Below are 24,090 nucleotides of genomic sequence, written 5' to 3'. Positions count from 1 at the left end.
ATTTTGAAACACAGTGGTACATGGGGTACATATATTATAAATTATATGGGATGCAATTTTTGGATTGAGGCGAGAATTTATGGATATTTAATTATTTGGAATGTAGAAGATGAAGATAAAAAATCAGATTCTTTAACTGTATATTCTGCAGGAGCCGCTGCCATGGCTGTGGTTGTAAAAGCTGTTCCCTGGAAAAAGATTGAAAGTGCTAAAACTACTTCGCCTAAAGCTGCATATAATTTTTTCATGATAAATCCCCCTCTGTTCAAAAGCATTTTTGTTCTTTACATGTGTATAATATAAATTTTTTTATCATAGAATTATCACACGGATTAGGTAGTGTTCTTTTATAAAAACTTTTGAACATAACTTTTGTTGGAAGGGATTATCAAAACGGGTATTTTCCTGTGTTTGGTATCCTTTTTGGTGGTTTTTTTAAGGGCTTTCTCTGGAAAATGGAAATTATTCGATGAAAATAGTAATTTGGTATCCCTAAATCTTAGATATAGGGGTACCAAATTGAAGAAAATGTAGTTGTGTTACCAACAGAACAAAATATATCTGGAAAAAAGCGTAAAAAAGGATACCAAATGGGCAAAAAGAGAAAATATTTCCAAATTGAATGAATTTCTATGAGCAAGTTTCTCACTAGCACGCGCCGAAGGAGCCATGCCCGACAGACTCGGAACCGCAAGGGGAGGGATATATACCGCACGCAAGATTCGGAAATCGTACGCGCCGAGGGAGCCATGCCCGACAGACTCGGAACCGCTACGCTTGTTCCTCGTTGTCGCGGCGTTCGCCGTATAAAAAAGAAGATATATAGAATTCTTAGTGAGCAAGCTCCCACGAATTCTACATATCTTCTTTTTTGCATGGCTCTCTTTAACGCGCAAAAAAAGTACCGCCCCATGAGATATACTCACAAAACAGTACTCGGCGTGCGCCTCCAGGGGCTCGAACCCTGGACACCCTGATTAAGAGTCAGGTGCTCTACCAACTGAGCTAGAAGCGCTTGTTTGGTGTTGCTTTCGTGTCGCTGTCTTAGCGACAAGTGATATATTACTACGGTTTTTTTAGGAATGCAAGCACTTTTTTAAATTTTTTTCAAAATTTAAATTTTTTTTACAATAAGTACCGCGAAAAGCGCATTAATACGCGATTCTTTGATTTTAAAAATTCAAAAAGTTTCCACAAATAAATTATATACTAATGTTATCGGGAAGTGAATCGGGAAAGGGCAAAGAATGGGGCAAAGCCTTGACAAATCTGGCTTTGACGCATTAACATGAAACAAACTATGACTTTTTATATTAAAATATATAGGCAAAAATAAAATAAAAAATTTTTTTAGGAGAAATATTCATGGCACAGGATGGAAAGAAACTTGTATCAGAGATAACCTCAATGGATGAGGATTTTACACAATGGTACACCGACGTAGTTACTAAGGCAGGACTTATAAGCTATTCAAATATTAAGGGCTTTATGGTAATTAAGCCTGCAGGATATGCAATATGGGAGCTTATCCAGAAGCACCTGGATGAGAGATTCAAGAAGACCGGGGTTACAAACGCTTATCTGCCAATGCTGATTCCGGAGTCTCTTCTTCAGAAGGAGAAGGATCACGTTGAAGGTTTCGCTCCTGAGGTTGCATGGGTTACACATGGCGGTACAGAGCCTCTTACAGAGAGATATTGTGTACGTCCTACATCAGAAACTCTTTTCTGCGATTATTATAAGGGAGAGATTCATTCCTATAAGGATCTTCCCCAGGTTCTTAATCAGTGGTGCAGCGTTGTTCGTTGGGAGAAGGAGACACGTCCCTTCCTTCGTTCAAGAGAATTCCTCTGGCAGGAGGGTCATACTGCTCACGCTACCTTTGAGGAGGCTGAGGAGAGAACACAGCAGATGCTGAATGTATACGCTGATTTCCTTGCTGAGGATATGGCTATCCCGGTAATTAAGGGGCAGAAGACTGAGAAGGAGAAGTTTGCAGGTGCTGAGGCTACTTATACTGTAGAGGCACTTATGCACGACGGAAGAGCTCTTCAGTCAGCTACAAGCCACAACTTCGGTGATGGCTTTGCCAAGGCATTTGAGATTCAGTATGCAGGAAAAGATAATAAGCTTCATCATGTATTCCAGACATCATGGGGCGCTACAACAAGACTTATCGGAGCTATGATCATGGTTCACGGCGATAACTCAGGTCTTGTGCTTCCTCCGAGAATCGCTCCTGTACAGGTTATGATCGTTCCTATCCAGCAGAAGAAGGAAGGCGTTCTTGAGACAGCCGGTAAGATGCTTGAGGCACTTAAGGACTTCAGAGCTAAGCTTGATGATTCAGACAGAAGTCCCGGATACAAGTTCGCAGATCAGGAGATGCGCGGTATACCGCTTCGTATTGAGATCGGTCCTAAGGACATCGAGGCCGGCAAGTGCGTTATCGTAAGAAGAGATACCAGAGAAAAGATCGAGTGCGCTATTGATGAAGTAGCTGCCAAGGTTGGCGAGCTCCTTCCCAAGATCCAGCAGGATATGTACGACAGAGCCAAGAACCACCTTGATACTCACACTTTTGCTGCTACAACCAAGGAAGAGTTCGAGGAAGCCTTCAAGGAGACCAAGGGCTTTGTAAAGGCTATGTGGTGTGGCGACAGAGCTTGTGAAGATAAGATTAAGGAAGATTATTCTGTAACAAGCAGATGTATTCCTTTTGAGCAGGAGAATCTGTCAGGAACCTGCGTATGCTGCGGTAAACCTGCAACCAAGATGGTTTACTGGGGCAGAGCATATTAATGCAATACCAAGACGAAAGATAGAAGAAAGATTTGAATAGACAAACAATCAAAATTGATATACCTGCGCCTGCAGCCGAGATTCTGGACAAGCTCCATGATGCCGGATACGAGGCCTATGTGGTTGGCGGATGTGTCCGCGACAGTATTCTGGGCAGGGAGCCCGGAGACTGGGACATCACCACAAGTGCAAGGCCTGAGCAGGTTAAGGAAATATTTGGAAGAACCATAGATACCGGAATACAGCACGGTACAGTTACAGTAATGATGGGCAAAGAGGGCTTTGAAGTCACCACCTACCGCATAGACGGTGAGTATGAGGATGGAAGGCATCCCAAGGACGTGACCTTCACAGCCAGTCTCGTTGAGGATTTAAAGAGAAGAGACTTCACCATCAACGCCATGGCTTACAGCTATGAGGATGGCCTGATCGATGAATTTGATGGCCTTGCTGATATCGATAAAAAGATAATCAGATGCGTAGGAGAGCCCAGGGAGCGCTTTACCGAGGATGCCCTTAGAATGATGAGGGCGGTCAGGTTTGCAGCTCAGCTCGGCTATTCTATAGAAGAGGATACAAGGAAAGCCATAACGGAGCTTGCGCCCACGCTGGACAGAATAAGTGCTGAGAGAGTACAGGTTGAGCTTGTTAAGCTCATCACCTCCGATAATCCGGGAAAAGTTAAAGAGTTATACGAAACAGGCTTATCCGCAGTTTTTTTGCCTGAATTCGACAGGTGCTTCGTTACACCTCAGAACAATCCTCACCATGCCTATGATGTGGGAGATCACATCGTCAAGTCTGTTGAGAGTATTGAAGGTGACAAGGTTTTAAGGCTTACAATGCTTCTTCATGATATTGAGAAGCCTTCCTGCAGGACTACGGATGAAAAGGGCATAGACCATTTTTATCACCATGCTGAAAAGGGCGCCAAGACAGCAGCTGCAATATTGAGACGCCTTAAGTTTGACAGGGATACCATGGATAAGGTTGAAAAGCTCATTTGGTGCCATGACTGGCGCTTCCCTGCTGAGAAGAAAAATGTCAGAAGGGCCATGAACAAGATAGGGGATGAGCTGTTTCCCTGCTTTATCAAGGTGAAGATGGCTGATACTGCTGCTAAGAGCAGCTATCGCCAGGATGAGAAATATGAATGGATCGGGAAATTGAACGATCTGTATGAGGAGGTAAAGCGCGATGGTGAGTGCTTTTCTCTTAAGGATCTTGCCGTAAACGGTAAGGATCTTATCGGAAAGGGTATTACTCCCGGGAAGGAGCTGGGAGATATTCTGGCAGCAATGCTTTCGGATGTTATAGATGATCCGTCTCATAACACCAAGGAGTATCTGCTGGATGAAACTAATTTCGCAAGATTTTCTATGAAAGGGAATGAATAGAGCTTGGGGTTATTTCCAAAAGTATTTTTGGAAAAGGGGGAAGACTTATGAAAAATAAATTTCAGAGATTCTTCATACTGCTGCTGGCGGTGGCATTTACAATGCAGCAGCCGCTAAGTGTGTGCGCTACGGAATCGGTTATAACAGAGGATGCCAAGGTCAGGGTTTCCCTGCTTGGTAAGTACGATTCTGCAGACACGGCATCTGTAAAGCAGGTCAATACATATTCCAAGACTATACAGTTCAGAAATCACGACATTGGTAAAAACTATACCTTAAGTTACGACAACACTTCCATGATATATGACATTCATGGAAGACCGATGTCGGCATCAAGGCTTGAGGTTGGACAGGTGGTTGATATCACCTTCTTAAAGGGTGTGAAGCACCTTAATTCACTGATAATTTCAGACGATGCCTGGGTGGAGGAAGAGGTCAATAATTTTGACCTTGTAAGTGACGATGAGACAGCAAAGGTAAACGGCACAGTTTTTCATATAACACCCAAGACACTGATAATATCAGACGGACAGTCGGTTAACCCGGAAGATATCCTTATGACTGATACGATTCGTGTCAGCGGAATAGATAAAGAAATCTACAGCATAGTGGTCACAAGGGGACACGGCTATGTGAGCCTGTCTTCTGACAGAGTTAATGACAGGAGCCTTGTGGGTGCCTGGATTGAGCTGGACAAGGAGGTAATTCGTAAGATTACCCCCAATATGCTGATTAGCGCTCCTGAGGGTAATTACAATGTCAGCATTCTTGGAAATGGTGCGAAGTTTTCATCTGAGATAGTTGTAAACCGAAATGAAGAGACTGTAATAGATACCAGCGTAGCTGAGGTAGAGCCGATAAAGGAAGGAAATGTCACCTTTGTGGTTACACCTTCTACCGCAAGAATATTTGTGGATGGAGATGAGATTCTGTCAGAGGTGCCTTATACCTTTACCTATGGAAAGCATAAGCTTCACGTTATGGCAGAAGGGTATGAGCCTCAGGACCATACGCTTAAGGTGGCTGAACCCAATGCGACACTTTTCATAGATCTTGAACCAAAGGATGGCACAGGTGATTCATCGGATGAGGCTTCAAGCGATGAAGTGACATCTGGCGATGCGGCAGGCGACTATTCAAGTGAGCCCTATGATTACAGCAGATACAACGTGAGTGATGGAAATGCGTCCGATACCGCTTCCACAAAGAAGAAAAACTCATCAAAGTCTTCTTCAAGTGCTTCAAGCGGAACAACGGCAGGAGTTGACTCTGAGGCGGCAACAACAGTGGCGGCTTCGGATGATGATGACGAAGATGATGATTCCGACAGCTCTGATGGAAATAAGGGTTCAGGTGCTGCTACAACAGGTGATGGATCAAGTTCATCAAGCTCCGGATCAAGTGAAGAGGATGTGCTTATCGGCTACAAGGTGACCTTCGATGCACCTATAGGCGCAGAGGCATATTTTGATGGCAATTACGTGGGAATCATGCCTGTAAGCTTTGCCAAGACACCCGGAAAGCATATGGTCACACTTCAGAAGGATGGCTATGAGACCAAGAGCTATACCATCCAGATTGATAAGGAAAAGAGCAATGTTACTTACTCATTCCCGGCACTTGTGCCTGTAAAGAAGGATGAGGGTAGTGATGACAGCGGAAATGCAGACACAGGAAGTGATTCTGCAGATGAAGATAAAACCTCAGAGCCCGGAGGAACAGATGAAGATCCGGCAGAGGTAAGTGGAGGAGAACCGTGAGACTGGATAAATATTTAAAGGTTACAAGACTTATTAAGAGAAGAACAGTAGCAAATGACGCCTGCGATGCAGGAAGAGTCATGATAAATGACAGAGTGGCCAAGGCAGGCGCTGAAGTTAAGGCCGGAGACATCATATCAATAAGCTTTGGTAACAAGGATGTTAAGGTCGAAGTACTGGACGTAAAGGAGACAATCCATAAAGAGGATGTGTCATCGCTTTATCGTTACATTTAATCCTTGCGATTTGACAGTACATTTAGTGCGTACTAAAATAGAATTGAAGGATTTTATCTCCGAAATAACGTTTGTATGAAAAATTTCGGATGGGGAGTAAAAATGGCAACAAGAGCAAAGTACAAAAGAGGTAGTATTCAAAGTACATACGGTATGATTATGGCTACTGTTGCTGTGGCACTTCTTCTTGTGGTGGTATTAGTCAGGAGCTTTGGACTGGTGCAGAAGAGAGACCAGTATCAGAGCAAGATCGAGGCACTGCAGGCGCAGATAGATGAAGAGCAGCAGCGCAGTGAAGAAATTGCAGAATTTGAGACGTATACAACAACCAGAAAGTATATTGAACAGATTGCAAAAGAAAAACTGGGTCTTGTATATCCCGGAGAAATAATTTTCAAGGATAAAAGCTCAGCAAACTAAAAGGTGATAAGAGCTCCGGAAATAAAACTTCCGGAGCTTTTTAGATTAACGATGAATACTCTGACAGAAGAATTAAAAAAATTTATAAAAGGCGAGAAGCTAATTACGGGCGGAGAGATAATACTTGCCGGCGTTTCCGGTGGAGCTGATTCTGTCTGCCTTTTTCATACTCTGTGCGAGCTGAGAGAGGATTTTGGATTTAGCCTGTATGTCGTACACATTAACCACATGATACGAGAGGCCGCAGAGGGTGAAGCGGTTTTTGTGGAAGAGCTGTGTAAAAAATGGGATGTTCCGTTTTACAGAAGAGATATAAACATTCCGGAAATTACTAAGGAGGCGGCGTATTCCGAGGAAGAAGCCGGTAGAAACGAAAGATACAGGGCTTTTTGTGATATAGCAGGAGAGATATCAAGAAAGACAGGAAAGCCTGTGAAAATCGCAACGGCTCACAACAGAAATGATCAGGCGGAGACAGTACTACACAATCTTTTCAGAGGCAGCAGGATAAAGGGGCTGTCAGGAATAAGAGCCAGAGGGACAAGGGAAGGCTTTGAGCTCATAAGGCCGCTTATCATGACGGGAAGGGATGAGATAGAGAAGTACCTTTCGGAAAAGGGGTATGAGCACTGTACTGACAACAGTAATTTTACGGATGAATACACCAGAAACAGGATTAGGCACAATATCATTCCCGTGGCAAGGGAGCAGATAAATCCCAGGGCAGACATACATGTGGCTGAAACGGCGGAGTATCTTGCAAAGATTGATGATTTCCTTGAGGAGCAGGCTCTGGCCGTTAAAAACTGGCTGATAGAGAGTTCTAAGGAGGAAGTGGTTCTTGACTGCATTGTACTTGCAACGGTACCTGAGATAATCAGGGAGAGGCTGATAATAAAGGGAATACATCTGCTGTATCCCCATGTGAAGGATATTCAGTCCGTACACATACAGGAACTGTCCGGAATGGTGCTTAGCACGGACGGTTCAGCAATGTTAAGCCTCCCATATGGGATAAAAGCAGTAAGAAACTATGGGAAACTTTATTTTTACTTTGAATCAGATGAGAAATTATCTCATAATGAGAGTATAGAGCTTGACCTTAGTAAAATGGAGAGCGGGGATATTCTTGAGAAGGAAATTCCAAATCTGGGGTTGGTAAACTTAAGGGTTTTTCCCTATAAAAGCTCATTCAAAATACCGACAACTGAATATACTAAATGGTTTAATTATGATAAAATAAATAATAGTTTGCAATTCCGAACACGAAGGACTGGAGACATCATTTCGGTCGGAAATGGAAATAAAAAACTGAAGAAATTCATGATAGACGAAAAGATCCCAATTAACAAAAGAGATGAGCTCTATATACTGGCTGACGGGGGTAATGTTCTCTGGATTCCCGGATACCGTATAGGCGATTTCTACAAGCTTGGTGATGATTCAGACAGAGTTTTGGAAGTAACAGTAATAAAATGATTAAGAAAGACGGAGTGTATGACATTTCCGGAAGAGAGGTAATTATGGCAGAATCAGTTAGAGTATTACTTTCTGAGGAAGAAGTAGACAAGAGAATACAGGAAATAGGAGAGCAGATCAGCAAGGATTACGCAGGTAAGACAGTACACCTTGTATGTGTTCTTAAGGGCGGCACATTCTTCATGTGTGAGCTTGCCAAGAGAATCACTGTTCCTGTAACTATGGACTTTATGTCAGCTTCAAGCTATGGATCTTCAACAAAATCCAGTGGCGTGGTTAAGATCGTTAAGGATCTCGATGAACCCCTTACAGGTAAGGACGTTCTTGTAGTTGAGGATATCGTGGATTCCGGAAGGACTCTCAGCTATCTTCTTAAGATGCTTGGTGACAGAGGCCCTGCAAGCATTAAGCTTTGCACACTTCTTGACAAGCCTGAGAGAAGAGTTATGGATGTTAAGGTTGATTACACAGGCTTCAACATTCCTGATGAGTTCGTAGTTGGTTATGGTCTTGACTACGATCAGAGATATAGAAACCTTCCTTTCATTGGGGTTGTAGAATTCGATTAAAGGGGATAAACAGTGAATAAAAGCAGGGGATTTAGTTTCTACTTTGGGCTTATTATCGTTCTCCTTCTGGCCTTGGCCTTCCTTGAGTACGGGAAAGGAAGAATCCAGTCTTCGGACACGGCCTATACGAGAGGACAATTGGAACAGGATGTTGAAAGCGGGAAGCTGTTATCTGCGGTTATTATACCTAACCGTGAGACACCTACAGGTGTGGTTCAGATTACACTTGCCGACGGACAGGACAAGGTTCTGTACGCAACTGATGTTTCAGTAATTGAGGAGATTCTTGTCAGCAATGGTATAGATCCTGTAGTGAGGGATGTACCAAGCGAGAATCTGCTGATCAGCAGTATCATTCCGATACTGGTTGGTTTGTTTGTTATTACCTTCCTGTTTGTGATGATGAACAATGCTCAGGGGCAGTCATCCGGTAACAGCCGTATGATGAACTTCGGTAAGAGCAGAGCTCGTCTTTCAACAGGAGATGACAACAAGATCAAGCTTTCAGACGTAGCAGGTCTTGTTGAGGAAAAAGAGCAGCTTACAGAGATCATCGAATTTCTGAAGGATGCAGGAAAGTTTACCAGGGTCGGTGCGAGGATTCCTAAGGGTGTTCTCTTAGAGGGTGCTCCCGGAACAGGTAAGACTCTTCTTGCAAGAGCTGTCGCAGGAGAAGCAGGTGTTCCCTTCTTTAGCATTTCCGGTTCTGACTTCGTTGAGATGTTCGTCGGTGTTGGTGCTTCCAGAGTAAGAGACCTGTTCTCAGATGCTAAGAAAAATTCACCCTGTATCATCTTCATTGATGAGATAGATGCAGTTGCAAGACGCCGTGGTACAGGTATGGGCGGTGGCCACGATGAGCGTGAGCAGACTCTGAACCAGCTCCTTGTTGAGATGGACGGTTTTGGAGTTAATGAGGGAATCATAGTAATGGCGGCTACAAACCGCGTAGATATTCTTGATCCCGCTATCCTTCGCCCCGGACGTTTCGACAGAAAGATTACTGTTGCCCGTCCTGATGTAAGGGGAAGAGAGGAGATCCTCAAGGTACATGCAAGAAACAAGCCGCTTGGCGAGGATGTAGTACTTAAGGATATCGCTCAGACAACAGCCGGCTTTACAGGTGCTGATCTTGAGAACCTGCTTAATGAAGCAGCTATCAATGCAGCTATGGATGACCGCACCTATATCAAACAGAATGATATCCAGAAGGCATTTGTTCAGGTTGGAATAGGAACCGAGAAGCACAGCCACATCATTTCCGACAAGGAAAAGAAGATCACTGCATATCATGAGTCAGGTCATGCGATACTTTATCATGTACTTCCTGATGTAGGACCTGTCTACACCGTATCAGTTATTCCTACAGGTATGGGAGCAGCAGGCTACACAATGCCTCTCCCTGAGAAGGACGAGATGTTCCTTACAAAGGGCAAGATGCTTCAGGAGATTATGGTTGTTCTTGGTGGAAGAATTGCCGAGGAGATTATCTTTGGTGATATTACCACAGGAGCTTCAAGTGATATTCAGAAGGCAACAAGTGAAGCGAGAAAGATGGTTACCGTATACGGCATGTCAAAGAAGATCGGTATCATCAATTACAACGAGCAGGAAGAGGACGTTTTCATCGGCTACGATATTCAGCATAACAAGAGAAATTCTGAGCTGATGGCAGGTGAAATTGATAAGCAGGTCAAGGATATTATTGATCTTTGCTATGCAAAGGCTAAGGAGATCATAAGATCCTATGAGGATATTCTTCATTCCAGTTCTGCACTTTTGATTGAAAAAGAAAAAATAGGTCGCGAGGAGTTTGAAGAACTTTTCGCTTCTCACCCTGCTGTTTCACTAAGGGAAGACATAGCAGCACTGGCTGAAAAAATCTAAGCTTGTGCAAAATATACAAAAATGGGCAAGGGGTTTTAGTTATTTTGTGAAACGTGAGTATTTACCGGAAAAGAGAGCGGTGCTAATATAATCACGTAACCCCCAATACATTAAAGTTTTTTGCTATACCCATAAGAAAGAAATACCTTCTCTAAAAAAGACAGCAACCCTAAGCTGTCTTTTTTTCATTTCAAGGAGAATTTTTTATGATTAGAAGGGACAGACTGTTCCATGATATGACACTGGACTTTCTTCAGCCGCCGCATCCCAAGTCCGGCAGTACAGTGTTTTTGCATTTCCGATGCGGACAGGATGATGCAAAAAAGGTAATACTTGTTTACAGGAATGGTGTTCAGCTTGTAGAAGAAGAGATGAAGAAGCACCACTCCGAGGATGGTTACGACTACTACTTATTCAAGGAAAAGATTCCAGAGAACAGCGATACAATATATTACTATTTCAGAATTGAAGGGGATGGAGAGACACTCTACTATGACAGAAGGGGAGTGAGCTTCTCCGTTCCGGATTACTATAAATTCAGAATGATACTTGGGTATGAGACACCGGACTGGGCCAAGGGCGCAGTAATGTACCAGATTTTCGTGGATAGATTCAGAAACGGTGATCCATCCAATGATGTTTTAACAGACGAATACAAATATGTTGGCGGCCGAAGCATTCAGGTTACCAACTGGAAAAAATACCCGGATCCTGACGGGAATATAAGAGAGTTCTACGGCGGAGACCTTCAGGGCGTTCTTGATAAGCTTGATTATCTTAAGGACCTTGGAATAGAGGTTATATATTTCAATCCTCTGTTTGTGTCGCCATCATGTCATAAGTACGATACGCAGGACTATGATCATATCGATCCTCATTTCGGAGTTATCATCACGGATAACGGCGATCTGCTGGAAGAGAATGATGAAAACAGAAATGCCACCTGTTATATAGACAGGGTTACAAATAAAGAGAATTTAGAGGCGTCTGATGCACTTTTTGCAAAGGTGGTATCGGAGGCCCATAAGCGCGGAATAAGGGTTATTCTTGACGGCGTATTCAATCACTGCGGTTCATTCAACAAGTGGATGGATAAGGAGCGCATATATGAGAATGCCCGTGGGTATGAGCCCGGCGCTTATATAGCCAAGAACAGCCCCTATCACGATTATTTCAGCTTCTACGGAGGAGAGTGGCCCTACAACAATAACTATGAGGGCTGGTGGGGCTATGATACTCTTCCCAAGCTTAATTACGAAGGCTCCAAAAAGCTGGAGAATTATATCTTAGACATCGGAAGGAAGTGGGTTTCTGCTCCTTACTATGCAGACGGATGGCGTCTTGACGTGGCTGCGGACCTTGGTCATTCCTCCGAGTACAATCACAGCTTCTGGAAGAAGTTCAGAGAGGCTGTAAAGGAGGCCAATCCTGATGCGCTTATTCTCGCTGAGCATTATGGAAGTGCCCATGAATGGTTAAAGGGCGGCGAATGGGACAGCGTGATGAACTATGACGCCTTCATGGAGCCCCTGACCTATTTCCTCACAGGAATGGAGAAGCACAGCGATGAGTTCCATGGTGAGCTGATAGGAGATGTAAACAGATTCTGGGATACGATGATTACAGCAGGAGCGGATAACTTCGTTCAGGAATCTGCTCTGGTAGCCATGAACGAGCTCTCTAACCACGATCACTCCAGATTCCTGACTAGGACGAACCATGTGGTTGGAAGATGTGGAACTAAGGGCTTTATAGCTGCTGAAGAGGGCGTGAGAAAGGCCGTGATGAGGCAGGCTGTCACCGTTCAGATGACCTGGCCCGGAGCACCGACTATATACTATGGCGATGAAGCGGGAATGTGCGGCTTTACAGACCCTGATAACAGAAGAACATATCCCTGGGGAACAGAGGATCAGGAAATGATCCGCTTCCACAAGGAGATGATCCATATCCACAAGACAAGTGTGGAGCTGAAAACCGGTTCAATCGTGCGACTTGATGCCGGAGACGGAGTTCTCGCTTTTGGGCGCTTTAACAGAATCAGCGCTACGGTTGTGGTCATAAACACAAATGAGTACCTCACTGTCAACGAGATAAGTCTCGCACCCCTTGGTATTCCTGATGAGGCCAGACTTATAAGAGTCATGGAAAGCAATAATAAAGGCTTTACAACAGACCCCTTAAGCTATACTGTTAAAAACGGTAAGCTTGTAAGGGCTTATGGCAGTGATTCTGCAGTTGTACTACAGTACAACAGAATAACAGCGGTGAACGAGGAAGCATTCTGGTCTACCAACTTCTTCCGTATGTAAAAATAAAACTAAAAAGAGGTTGATAATAATGAAATCTTCATCTGCCGGATCCAGAAGAAAAGCATTTATCTGTTTTACTTTGATTTATATTGTGATTTCCGTTCTTGTTTGGGGATGGTTCTTTAAAAGCGGGAAATCACTTATTAACAGCTCGGATGCCTTTAAGCAGCATATAAATGCCCTGGCAAAGTACGGACGCTTTATACGAGGCATTTTTTACAGACTGTTTACTGAGCACAAGCTATCCCTGCAGAGTTATGATTTCGGAATAGGATTTGGCGCGGATTTTTTTACATCAATGCAGTATTATGCAGTGGGAGATCCGCTTAACCTTCCTGCGGGATTATTGCCCTCAAAATACATCTACTATTATTTTCAGTTTTTGATATTCCTTCGCCCCTACCTTGCAGGTCTCGCATTCCTTCTTCTTACTGGAAGAAAGGAGCGCTTTACACTTACTGCAAGGCTCACGGGAGCGTTATCTTATTCTTTTTGCGGTATCGTGTTATTCATAGGCATGTGGAACCCCCAGTTCGTTCAGCCTATGATCTGTCTGCCGCTACTTATCTATGGCGTTCAGAAATATATCGATGAAAAAAGATCACTGCCCTTTATTCTGGCAGTAGCCTTTTCGGCAGTCAGCAATTTCTATTTCTTCTATATGCTGGTGCTGATGATTATTGTTTATACGGTAATCTATATAAACACCGAAAAGACAGCTAAAGATTTCAAAGAGGGAATTGCCGTAATCGGAAGTTTCCTTGGCTTTGGCGTGGTTGGAACTCTTATTGCAATGCCGATTCTCCTTCCTGTGGTTCTTGCATTTTTATCAAACCCCAGAGCAGGACTTGGCTCACATGCAGTACCTGTAATATATTCTCTGGACTATTACAAGGAGCTACTCTGCAGCCTGATTTCCTATAAATATTTTCCCAGATATGACACTGTTATCAGTCTTACCTTTATTGCGCTACCTGCTCTTGCACTTCTTTTCCTTAAAGCGGATGAGAATAAAAAGGGAGAGGTCGTAAGGTATAGAATAATCGCGATAATCATGACAGCTATGCTACTTATTCCTGTGGCAGGCTATGTCATGACAGGCTTTTCATACACCATCAACAGATGGAGCTTTGCATATTGCCTTCTGTTGTCTTACCTCATCACGTATTTTGCAGAGGAGATCGTTCTGCAGGATTTAAAGAACATTTTTATCGCAGGAATAATCAGTGTGGTTTATGTTGGAATTCTCATATTATTTGGAGAAAAGTCACCTAACATCTATCCTCAGCTTTTACTACTTGCAGTGATGTTTGCGCTTCTCTTCGTAGTTAAGCTCCCTGTGACAGTAAGAAGAGGCGGAGTGCTACTCTTAGTTATTATTGGAATAGTCATAAACGGATATGTTGCCAATGCACCTGATAAGGGCAATCTTCCAAGCGGCTACGTTGATAAGATGTCGCCCGAGGAGTACGACGACCTGGTAATGAATACCGAGCTTAAGGCTCTGGCAGAGACCGTGCCTGAGGGTGCTGATAATTACTATAGCTATTCGGGAAGAAGTCTTACCTGGAATGCGTCACTTCCCTACGGTATACCTTCAACCCAGTTCTACTGGAGTCTTGCAAATGGAGCTGTTTCTGATTTTATGGAGTCTCTTGCAGTTAATGAGATGTCCAATTTCTCATTTTTCGGGCTTGATGACAGAACAATTCCGATGGAGCTTGCAGGAGTGAAGTACTACACCCTTCGTTACAACAATGAGGAGGAGCAGAGATACATTCCTTATGGCTATGCTCCGTTTTCAGAGTGGTACAATTTTGGAATTTTCGCAAATACCTATGCGCCTGCCCTTGGCTACACCTACAGACAGACCATGTCCAGAGAGGACTATGACGCTCTTGATCCTGTAAAGAGGCAGCAGGCTATGCTTTACGGCGCAGTAAGGGAAAAGGAAAACAGCAACGTTGCAGTAGAATTATCAGAGCTTGATACAGCATCTGAGGGATTATTTACAGAGACCTCCGTTTCCTTCGAGGTAACTGATAAGCACAAAGTAAAGATTAAGGACGGTGCCTTTGTGGCTAAGAAGGACGGAGCAGAGTGCACACTTTCCTTCGAGGGAATTCCCGGATCAGAGACATATCTGTATTTTGAGAATTTAAACTGTGACATCAAGGAGGATGCTGCGAATATCACTGTCAGCACAGACACTCCAGAAAATGGTGCAGTAACAAAGACAATTGCATATAAGACACCCTACAGCCAGTTTTACAGCGGATGGCACAATTATCTTGTTAATCTGTGCTATAGCAGCGAGGCCAGAAGCAGAATAACAATCACATTCCCTCAGAAGGGAACCTACAGCTTTGACAGCCTTCAGGTTATATGTCAGCCCATGGATACTTATGCTGAGAAGGCTCAGGCACTTGCAGCTGAGACTATGACAGATAATAACCTTCACAGAAATCCCAAGTCTCTTATGACTAATGAGATTACGGGAACCATAACTGCCGCTGAGGATTCATATCTGGTTCTTAACGTGCCCTATGACAAGGGCTGGACAATATATGTGGACGGAGAGAAGAGAACACCTGAAAAGGCAAATATAATGTCCCTTGGAACTCCCATAGGAGCCGGAACCCACAGCATTGAGATGAGATATCACACACCCGGAGTTGTGCCCGGAATAATACTGTTTATTTTGGGAATTGCAGGAGCTGTAGTACTAAATAACATGGAGAGAAAAGAAAAGTGCGAGATAAGGAAAAGACATTAAACAAAAAAACTATCTATTTCGGTGTTATATATTTTATTGCGATACTATCGAGGCTGATATTTCTTAAAAGCTCACCTGCCGGACTTCACGTGGATGAAGCCGGTATGGCTTATGACGCATACTGCCTTGCAAATTACGGTGTCGACAGGAATCTGATATCCTTTCCTGTTTATCTCATAAACTATGGCGGAGGTCAGAGCGCCCTGTACGCATACGTTGCAGCGCTTTTTATTAAGTTCATGGGACTTAACATGATCTCCATAAGACTCCCAGGAGTTGTCTTTTCACTTATAACTCTGTTTGCGGGAGAGAAGATTGTTAAGAGAGTGTGCGGAGAGGATTCCGCTGCCGCTTACATCTATCCTGTGCTTTATACTATTTGTCCTGCCTTTGTAATGAGTGCAAGGTTCGGTCTTGACTGTAACCTTATGCTTGGAATGACAACGCTCTTCTTATATGGACTTATGAAGGCTGTCGATTCCGGAAAGCTCACTGATTATGCTCTTGCAGGAGTTTTTGCAGGAGTATCTCTTTATACCTACGCTATCTGTTATGCCATCATGCCTGTCTTTTTGATGGTTTTTTTCCTGATTTTGCTTATTTCAAGGAAACTTAATGTTTTAAGAGTGATATGCTTTGTGATTCCTTTGGGGATACTGGCACTTCCTCTTCTTGTGACACAGTACGTAAACATCACAGGAAGTGAGTCCATAGTCTTTGGAATCATCACTATGCCCGCGCTGACCTTCTACCGCGGCGGCGAGATTATGGCGCCTACACTCACAGGCTTTATAAATGCGCTTAAAAACATATTCTTCTACGACAGCCTTGATTACAACAGCATTCCTGCCTTTGGAACAATGTACTACATCACTATTCCCTTCATTGTGGCAGGACTTATCCGCTCATTTATAACAATCGGACAATCCTTTAAGAAAAAGGAGCTTAGCTTTGCACTTCTTCCCCTTGTGTGGTTTTTGTCAGAGCTTCTTATCGGCTCTATGCTTGGCGGAGACGGTCCAAACGTAAACAAGATGAACGGAATATTCTTTACGCTGGCATTCTTTGCAGCCTTTGGTATGGACGCCTTCCTTAACCTGTTTTCAAAGAATAAGAAGGTGTACCTGGCAGCAGGAACCCTTCTTAGCATTGTATTTTTAGCATTCGGCGGAGCCTTCTTTACAAAGTACCTCGGAAGCTATTCAGATAACCTCTATCTGTTCCAGAAGCCTCTGGATGAGCCCATAAAGATTCTTGGTGAGGAGGAATTCTTTGCGGATAAACAGGTTGTCGTAATCCATAACAACCAACCCTACATTCCGCCTTATATCTATTATCTTCTTGGAACAAAGCTCTCTCCCTATGAGTTTAATATGGGGGATACATCCTTCTACGGAAGATATTTATTCAACATGCCTGAGGAGCTTAGTACTGACTATATCTACCTTGTTTTTTGGGGGAATCCCGAGGCCATAGAGACTCTGCAGGCGATGGGCTGTAACCAGATCATGGAATTCGACGGATCTAGCATTGTGTGGTGCGGAGAGCCCATAGAGTACGACGAAGCAGCTTATGGTGAAAACGAAAAGGCAAAGGGAATCCCTTTTGGACATGACCTTCCCTTCCATCTTAGAAGAATCGCAGGAATAGCAGAGGGTCTTAAGTGCGGAGAATTCCCTGTAAAGATGCAGCACTACTGGTTTAACAATTATGGATATCCAGTAGGCATTATGTACGGTGATGCGCTTCTCTATATCCCGGCAATCCTTCATGTTATGGGAATGCCGCTGTGGATGGCGTACATGTGGTACTTTGTCCTGATACAGATACTGACTGCAATCACAGCTTACGTATGCTTTAAATATATTTCCGGAGACAGACTTACAGGCGCCTTCTGCATGCTCTTGTACGTCCTCTCATTCTGGAGACTTACTGATTTATTATCAAGAGAGGCAGTTGGTGAATACAGCGCCTTTGCATTCCTTCCGCTTATTGTCCTTGGACTTGCAAGGATACACAGAGATGAGAAGAAGGTTCGCGGATCTATCCTGATATGCGCAGGTATGACAGGACTTTTCATGACTCACCTTCTCAGCGTGGTCATGGCGGCGCTTTTCATATTTATCTTTGTTATCGCGGATATTAAGACCATGCTTTCCGGAGGCAAATGGAAGAACCTTGTTGGTGCAGTATGTGCATCACTTGTGGTTAACATCTGGCAGCTTGTCCCACTTGTGGATTATTACAAAAACGCACCCATGCTCATAAACTCAGGAGAAAAGACTCCGATTCAGACCTTCGGAATTACCTGGAGACAGATGGGCGGTGCTTTTTACAATGTTCTTGCTCCTATCTTAGAGCTTGGAACAGAGCCTGTGGACGAGCTTCCGCAGTCTCCCGGACTTGCAATGCTGATAATATGCGTGATCGCGGTGATTTACCTGATTGCGAACTATAAGGAAATTAAAAGCAAGGCTATGGTGATAATACTTACAGTGCTTTCAGTATTTGCCCTTGTCCTTAGCACCTGCTACTTCCCTTATGATTTTCTGTTTAACAAGATGCCGTTCGTATTTAAGATACTTGGAAGCATTCAGTATCCTGCAAGATACTTAACAGCTGCAACGGTGCTTATCTGCACATTATATGCGGTTATCAGAAAGCAGAAGCCTGCTTATGTTATGAGCGTGGTTTTACTTGCGCTTACCATCTGGCAGAGCGGCGGATATATTAATACATTTTTGGAAAAACAGACCAATATCGTATCTATAGAAACCATAGATGAGTGGACATCCTTTGACGATGACAGACAGTACATGCTCACGGGAACAGATCTTGAGAGACTTCAGTACGCGTCAGTACTTCCCTCTTCAGAGGAGATTACCTATGATGAGGAAAACAGGGATAATGGTGTGTATTCACTTCATCTTGTAAATAATTCCGCAGAGGAGGGCTTCGCAGATCTTCCTATTCTGGCATATCCTTATTACTATGCCACAGACGGAAATGTAAGCTATGCCCTTTCTGCAGGTGATAACAATAAGCTTAGAATCACGCTTCCTGCGGGGACGGATGCAGTGATAAAGATCAGGTTCAGGGAGCCTGTATATTGGAGAATAGCAGAGCTAATTACGGTTGTAAGCATTCTATTTGCAGCTTTGTTTCGAAATAAAGTGAAAAAAGCTGCTAAATAAAATATTTACGCTCGCTTAAAAATAGGCGATAGTAGAGGAGAAATCAAAGAAATGGGGAGTCATCATGGATATTTCACAAAACAAAATCACAATTACGGAAGATGAATTCAGGTATGCACAGGATGTCATACAAAAGCTTTCCGGCTATTTTGATGCCAAGGTTGTTGGTCAGCAGCAGCTCAAGTTTTCCCTTATAGGGGCGATAATTGCTGATGGCCACATCCTTATTGAGTCGGTGCCCGGTCTTGCCAAGACCACGGCTGCCAAGGCAATTTCAGATGCTGTGGATGGAAAGTTTGCGAGAATCCAGTGTACACCTGACCTTTTGCCGGGAGATATCATCGGTACACAGATATTCAACCAGGCGACAGGCAAATTCGAGAATATCTTAGGACCTGTATTTGCTAACTTCGTTCTTCTTGATGAGGTTAACAGATCAAGTGCCAAGACCCAGTCTGCAATGCTTGAAGCCATGCAGGAAAAACAGGTCACAATCGGTGGCACAAGCTATCACATGCCTGAGGATATTTTCATAGTCATCGCAACCCAGAACCCTATCGAGCAGGAGGGCACATATCCTCTGTCTGAGGCGCAGACCGACAGATTCCTGATAAAGGAGGTTATTACCTATCCTTCAGCAGCTGAGGAGGTTGAGATCCTTAGCCGCATTGAGACAGGTACCATCGACAGGGCTACGCCGCCTGTTCTTACTATCAGAGATGTGGACAAAGTGCAGGATATTGTGGAAAAGGTATACGTAGATGAGGTCATCAAATGGTATATCTCCAGCATAGTTGTTGCAAGCAGAAGACCTGACGTTGTTAAGGGACTTGAGCTCTCAAGATATATCAGAATCGGAGCAAGCCCACGTGCTTCCATCGCTTTCCTTAAGATGGCGAAGGCAGCAGCTCTTCTTAGTGGCAGAACCTATGTAACTCCTGAGGATGTAAAGAGGGTAAGTCATCAGGTACTTCGCCACAGAATAGGTCTTAACTATTCTGCAGTTGCGGACAATGTTCCTGTTGAGGCAGTGATAGATGGCATCTTAAATGCAGTAAAGGCACCGTGATGAAATTAGATTATGAATACCTGTCCAAGATCAGGCGGGCAGTGTCTATTTATACCAAAAGAAAAACTTCAAATGTTTTAGATGGTGATTTTCACTCGGTTTACAGAGGCCGAAGCATGGAGTTCGATGACTTAAAGGAATATGTCTACGGAGATGATGTCCACGACATAGACTGGAAATCCTCATCCCGTATGTCCAGGATTCTTGTCCGCAGGTACATGGCAGACAGAAGACATAACGTAATGTTTATCATGGACAGGGGCAGGCAGTTTCTGGGAGATACCAGCAAGGGAGAAGCCAAGAGGGAGCTTATGCTTATGACCTTCGGAACCCTTGCTTATATTCTTGGAAGAAACGGTGCGGATTTTGCACTTTCATATCCTGGAGATCACAGCGCAAACACCAGCTTCTTTAAGTCAGGAAGTGAGCATCTTGAAAGTCTCCTTTATGGCTATGAAAGGAATTGCACTATCGATTCCGCATTTAGCCTTAATCAGACAATCAGTGAGATTCTTAATTCTGTACATAAAAGGATGATCATTTTTGTCGTGACGGATATGGACGGAATCTCAAAGCTGAGTGAAGAACTCATAAAGACCATAACCATCAACAACGATCTTCTTATCATCAATATCGATGATGCATTTCTTACAGGAGACATGGTCTATGACAACGAACAGGGATTTTATGAAAAATTCTTTGTTTCCCATAATAAGGATCTTCGAAAGGAAGAAGAGAAAATAAGATGGGAAATTTTAAGCAATGCTTCCCAGATATGTAAGCGCAGCAGAGCAGCCATGACTACAATAGCTGCCGAGGAGGACATTATCGGAAGCACCATAGCCCTGATTGAAAGGTATAAACATGGTTACTACGGTTGAATTACAAAAGCCATTTGAATATAGCTGGTGGGTCAGCCTTATATGGATACTGCTCATTATTGTGGCAGTTGCTATTTTTGCATTCATGCTCATAAAGATTTTCTTTTTAGATAAAAAGAAGGCAGAAGCTATGGCGGGCAGACCTAAGACCCCGGCTACACCCAGGGTACTTCCCGGTATGAAGAACAAATATATTCAAAGGGTTCAGGACATAAATTACAGATACGCAGCAGGAACTGTCAGCAAGAGAAATGGCTATCAGGAGCTTAGCGGTGTCATAAGAGAGTTTGTCCATGAGGTTACTGGAATAAATGTAGAGACCCTTACGGCAGAAGAAGTAAGGGCCATGGGAATAATGAACCTTAACGTGCTCATGGAGGAGTATTATGTGCCGGAGTTTGCTGAGGATGAGAGGGCTAAAAATAAAGACCTGACAAAATCCTGTAATACGGCAGTGGGAGTGATCAGATCATGGAATTGATGCATGTAAACATAGTCATCATCGGGATTATGGTGCTGATACTATTGCTCCCGGTGATGGTTTTTTTTAGCAGAAAGAAAAATGGCAGGTTCTACAGAGGAACAAAAGCATCCAACACCCATAGAATAAGGCAGAGCAAATTATATAAAAGCTTAAATACCAGATATCTCATTCTGACAGCGGTGATGATCACCGGACTTGTCGGAAGCGTTATTTCATCGCTTTTCCTTATTGCAAGGCCTTATAAGAATAACGAGGTTACAAGTGGTGTTAAGAAAAGGGATATCATCCTGTGCCTTGACGTTTCATATTCGCTCTATGACCTCAATATCGAGATCACGGAATACTTAAAGCAGGTGGTTGCAGGACTTGAGGGAGACAGATTCGGAATAAATATTTTCAATGCTTCTTCAGTGACCTATGTGCCCCTTACGGATGATTACGATTACGTTATTGAAAAGCTTGATGATCTCAATGAATATTTCGTTAACCAAAAGGAGTACATGGAGGTCTACGAGCCACTCTATGAGCTTCCGGATTTCCCTGATGATATGAGGGAGTCCTGCGATGAGCTTGAGAGTAAGCTTTTGTACTTCGACAACGGAACGAGATTTGCTTCTGAGAGAGGATCATCTCTTATAGGAGAGGGGTTGGCAACAGCGCTGTACTCTCTGCCCTATCTGGAGGACTCCGAGAGAACAAGAGTCATCATAATGTGTACGGATAACGAGCTTAATTCCAACGGAGAGGACATTGTTAATTTAAGTGACGCAGCAGCTCTGTGTCAGAAGAACAAGGTTACAATGTTTGGAATTTTCCCTTCAGAGGAGATTTTCTATACACCTGAACTATATGATTATTCAGAGTGCCTTAGTGAATTTGCGGCAGCAGCCGAGAAGACAGGCGGAAAGTGCTATGTAAGAACTGCCGATCAGTCTGTTTCTGAAATAGTCGAGGATATTCAGAAGCAGGAGGCAATGCTTGTTAACGTGGTTCAGACGAGACAGACAGAGGACATGCCTAAAGTGCCCTTTATTACTTTGATTATATGCCTGGCTGCTTTTAGCCTGGCAGGATTGGTATTACAAAAATGAGTATCAGACCTATGTTACCCCTGGGGATAATGATAATCTTCTTTGCTCTGCTATGCGGAGCAACAGCCTTCGTTATCATCAGGAACAAACTAAATATTGCAGATAAAATATTTACACTGATAAGACTCTTTGTCATCTACGCTCTGGTATTCGTTATCGGATGCAGACCCGTGATATTAGAGAAAAAGTATGAGTTTAGCACCAAAAACCTGGATGTTTTATTCGTTGTGGACACTACGATAAGTATGTGGGCAGAGGATTATAACGGAAGGCAGACCAGAATGAAGGGAGTAACAAAGGATGTTGAGTCTGTCATAGACGAGCTTGCGGGAAGCAATTTCGGGCTTGTCACCTTCGATGATACGTCACATGTTCTTTCGCCTTTTACTCAGGATGGACAATATGTAAAGGACCTTTTTGAGACCTTTGTTTCACCTGAGGTCTTCTATGCAAAGGGCTCTGACTTATCTCTTCCTTACAAGGACATTGATGCTTTACTTAGATCCTCAGCAAAGAAGGAAAACAGAAAGACCATCGTTTTTTATATTAGTGATGGTGAGATCACCAATGGAAAAGAGCTTACTGATTATTCCGATCTTGCAGGATACATCGACTCAGGAGCTGTTCTTGGCTATGGATCAGATGAGGGCGGAAAAATGAAGGATGGTGGTGAAGGCACATATTATATTTATGACTACACTACCTACGATGATGCTGTATCAAGAATTGACGAGGGTAACCTTCAGAAGATAGCGACTGACCTTGGTGTGCCTTACTACAACATGTACAAGAACCATGAGAGCCTTCAGAGTGCGGTGTCTATGATAAAGGAAAGCTCCAAGACTGTCACTCAGGATGGTAAGGGAGTAGAAACAGCTAAGGATACCTATTACTGGTATGCTATACCGCTGGCTCTTATGCTTTTACTGGAGATAATAATGATAATAAGACGAGGGAGGTTATGATGAAAAAAATACCTCTTAAAATAATTTTGCTTGGCGGACTGGCACTTGTGGTGCTTATCATTGGACTTCTCCTTGGCGGAAGGGTTATGACTAACCACAGCTTTGTAAATGGCCTGGAGAATGGAGAGTATTCTGCAGAGAAGGAGAAAAAGCTTCTTTTCTTAAATTTCCCTGAGGGCTATGTGCCCTATTACAATCTGGGAAATGCGGCATATCAAAACGGTGATTACACCGCAGCCATATCGTATTACATGGAAGCGCTTAAACGTCATCCCGCAAAGGAGAGAGACTGCGAGACCAGGATAAATCTGGCGCTCTCGATGTGCTACTCGATCGACTTTGATGACCTTGGTACACAGGAAAAGAAGGATGCGGCTATAAGCGTTCTTAAAAAGGCCAGAGACGTACTTCTGGAAAAGGGGTGCGCTACAGATGAGAATGATGGACATAACGATGATGCCCAGCAGCTAAAAAATGATATAGATAAAATGCTGGAACAGCTTGAAAACAATTCTCAGGGAGACTCGGGAGACCAAGATCAGCCTCAGGATAACCAGGGAGATGATTCATCAGATGATAAGACCTCCAAGGATCGTGAGAAGCAGATTCAGAAGCAGCTTGAGCAAAATAGGAAGGATGCCATGAAGGAAGGCATGGATTACCAGAAGGATATGGATAAATGGTCAAGCTATTCTGATGGTGATGGAGACGATGGAAACGGCTACGATAGCGAACAGAAACAATGGTAAAAAAAGGACCGCTGCAGGT

General features: G+C 43.5%; 18 protein-coding genes and 1 tRNA gene. 17 read left to right on the top strand and 2 right to left on the bottom strand.

Translation table 11 applies throughout. The features are described from left to right. Positions 1-77: 77 nt before the first annotated feature. Positions 78-248: a hypothetical protein gene (locus tag G587_RS25485; protein ID WP_155829513.1), complete on the bottom strand. Its 171-nt coding sequence runs from the start codon at positions 246-248 to the stop codon at positions 78-80. 694 nt (positions 249-942) lie between these two features. Further along, a tRNA-Lys gene (locus tag G587_RS0111155) sits at positions 943-1,015 on the bottom strand. Between the two features lie 350 nt (positions 1,016-1,365). Between G587_RS0111155 and proS the strand changes: the two genes are divergently transcribed. The 17 genes from proS (at position 1,366) to G587_RS0111070 (ending at position 24,071) form a co-directional block, all read left to right on the top strand. Continuing rightward, the gene (gene proS, locus G587_RS0111150; protein WP_026492306.1) at positions 1,366-2,802 is read left to right on the top strand and encodes a proline--tRNA ligase; all 1,437 of its coding nucleotides are present in this window, start codon (positions 1,366-1,368) and stop codon (positions 2,800-2,802) included. Between the two features lie 47 nt (positions 2,803-2,849). After that, entirely contained in the window at positions 2,850-4,199 is a 1,350-nt protein-coding gene (locus G587_RS0111145) for a CCA tRNA nucleotidyltransferase (protein WP_026492305.1), read from the top strand. Positions 4,200-4,246: 47 nt separating this feature from the next. After that, complete coding sequence (locus G587_RS0111140) at positions 4,247-5,959, top strand: PEGA domain-containing protein (protein ID WP_026492304.1); 1,713 nt, start codon at positions 4,247-4,249, stop codon at positions 5,957-5,959. Further along, positions 5,956-6,195: an RNA-binding S4 domain-containing protein gene (locus tag G587_RS0111135; protein ID WP_026492303.1), complete on the top strand. Its 240-nt coding sequence runs from the start codon at positions 5,956-5,958 to the stop codon at positions 6,193-6,195. The genes G587_RS0111140 and G587_RS0111135 overlap by 4 nt, the downstream gene beginning before the upstream one ends. Before the next feature lie 102 nt (positions 6,196-6,297). After that, positions 6,298-6,615: an FtsB family cell division protein gene (locus G587_RS0111130; protein WP_026492302.1), complete on the top strand. Its 318-nt coding sequence runs from the start codon at positions 6,298-6,300 to the stop codon at positions 6,613-6,615. Between the two features lie 51 nt (positions 6,616-6,666). Further along, on the top strand, positions 6,667-8,094 hold the full coding sequence (gene tilS / locus G587_RS0111125) for a tRNA lysidine(34) synthetase TilS (RefSeq protein ID WP_026492301.1): 1,428 nt from the start codon (positions 6,667-6,669) through the stop codon (positions 8,092-8,094). A gap of 44 nt (positions 8,095-8,138) precedes the next feature. Then, on the top strand, positions 8,139-8,663 hold the full coding sequence (hpt, locus tag G587_RS0111120; protein ID WP_026492300.1) for a hypoxanthine phosphoribosyltransferase: 525 nt from the start codon (positions 8,139-8,141) through the stop codon (positions 8,661-8,663). Positions 8,664-8,675: 12 nt separating this feature from the next. Beyond that, on the top strand, positions 8,676-10,550 hold the full coding sequence (ftsH, locus tag G587_RS0111115; protein ID WP_026492299.1) for an ATP-dependent zinc metalloprotease FtsH: 1,875 nt from the start codon (positions 8,676-8,678) through the stop codon (positions 10,548-10,550). A 209-nt stretch (positions 10,551-10,759) separates the two neighbouring features. Beyond that, complete coding sequence (locus tag G587_RS0111110) at positions 10,760-12,862, top strand: glycoside hydrolase family 13 protein (protein ID WP_026492298.1); 2,103 nt, start codon at positions 10,760-10,762, stop codon at positions 12,860-12,862. Positions 12,863-12,890: 28 nt separating this feature from the next. Then, positions 12,891-15,638: a YfhO family protein gene (locus tag G587_RS0111105; protein WP_026492297.1), complete on the top strand. Its 2,748-nt coding sequence runs from the start codon at positions 12,891-12,893 to the stop codon at positions 15,636-15,638. Then, on the top strand, positions 15,614-18,832 hold the full coding sequence (locus tag G587_RS0111100; protein ID WP_026492296.1) for a glycosyltransferase family 39 protein: 3,219 nt from the start codon (positions 15,614-15,616) through the stop codon (positions 18,830-18,832). The genes G587_RS0111105 and G587_RS0111100 overlap by 25 nt, the downstream gene beginning before the upstream one ends. A 64-nt stretch (positions 18,833-18,896) precedes the next feature. Further along, entirely contained in the window at positions 18,897-19,901 is a 1,005-nt protein-coding gene (locus tag G587_RS0111095; RefSeq protein ID WP_035786427.1) for an AAA family ATPase, read from the top strand. Next, positions 19,901-20,782: a DUF58 domain-containing protein gene (locus G587_RS0111090; protein ID WP_026492294.1), complete on the top strand. Its 882-nt coding sequence runs from the start codon at positions 19,901-19,903 to the stop codon at positions 20,780-20,782. The genes G587_RS0111095 and G587_RS0111090 overlap by 1 nt, the downstream gene beginning before the upstream one ends. Continuing rightward, a complete protein-coding gene (locus tag G587_RS24465; protein WP_155829511.1) occupies positions 20,766-21,263 on the top strand; it encodes a hypothetical protein in 498 nt (165 codons plus the stop codon). The genes G587_RS0111090 and G587_RS24465 overlap by 17 nt, the downstream gene beginning before the upstream one ends. Next, positions 21,254-22,357 carry a vWA domain-containing protein gene (locus G587_RS0111080; RefSeq protein ID WP_026492293.1) on the top strand — a complete coding sequence of 368 codons (1,104 nt, stop codon included), beginning with the start codon at positions 21,254-21,256 and terminating at the stop codon, positions 22,355-22,357. Before G587_RS24465 ends, G587_RS0111080 begins: the two co-directional genes overlap by 10 nt. Continuing rightward, positions 22,354-23,322: a vWA domain-containing protein gene (locus G587_RS0111075; protein ID WP_026492292.1), complete on the top strand. Its 969-nt coding sequence runs from the start codon at positions 22,354-22,356 to the stop codon at positions 23,320-23,322. The genes G587_RS0111080 and G587_RS0111075 overlap by 4 nt, the downstream gene beginning before the upstream one ends. Beyond that, positions 23,322-24,071: a tetratricopeptide repeat protein gene (locus tag G587_RS0111070; RefSeq protein WP_026492291.1), complete on the top strand. Its 750-nt coding sequence runs from the start codon at positions 23,322-23,324 to the stop codon at positions 24,069-24,071. The genes G587_RS0111075 and G587_RS0111070 overlap by 1 nt, the downstream gene beginning before the upstream one ends. Positions 24,072-24,090: the final 19 nt, after the last annotated feature.

This window comes from Butyrivibrio sp. XPD2002 (assembly GCF_000423945.1).
Taxonomy (GTDB): domain Bacteria; phylum Bacillota; class Clostridia; order Lachnospirales; family Lachnospiraceae; genus Butyrivibrio.
This window is presented reverse-complemented; position numbering and strand designations above follow the sequence as displayed.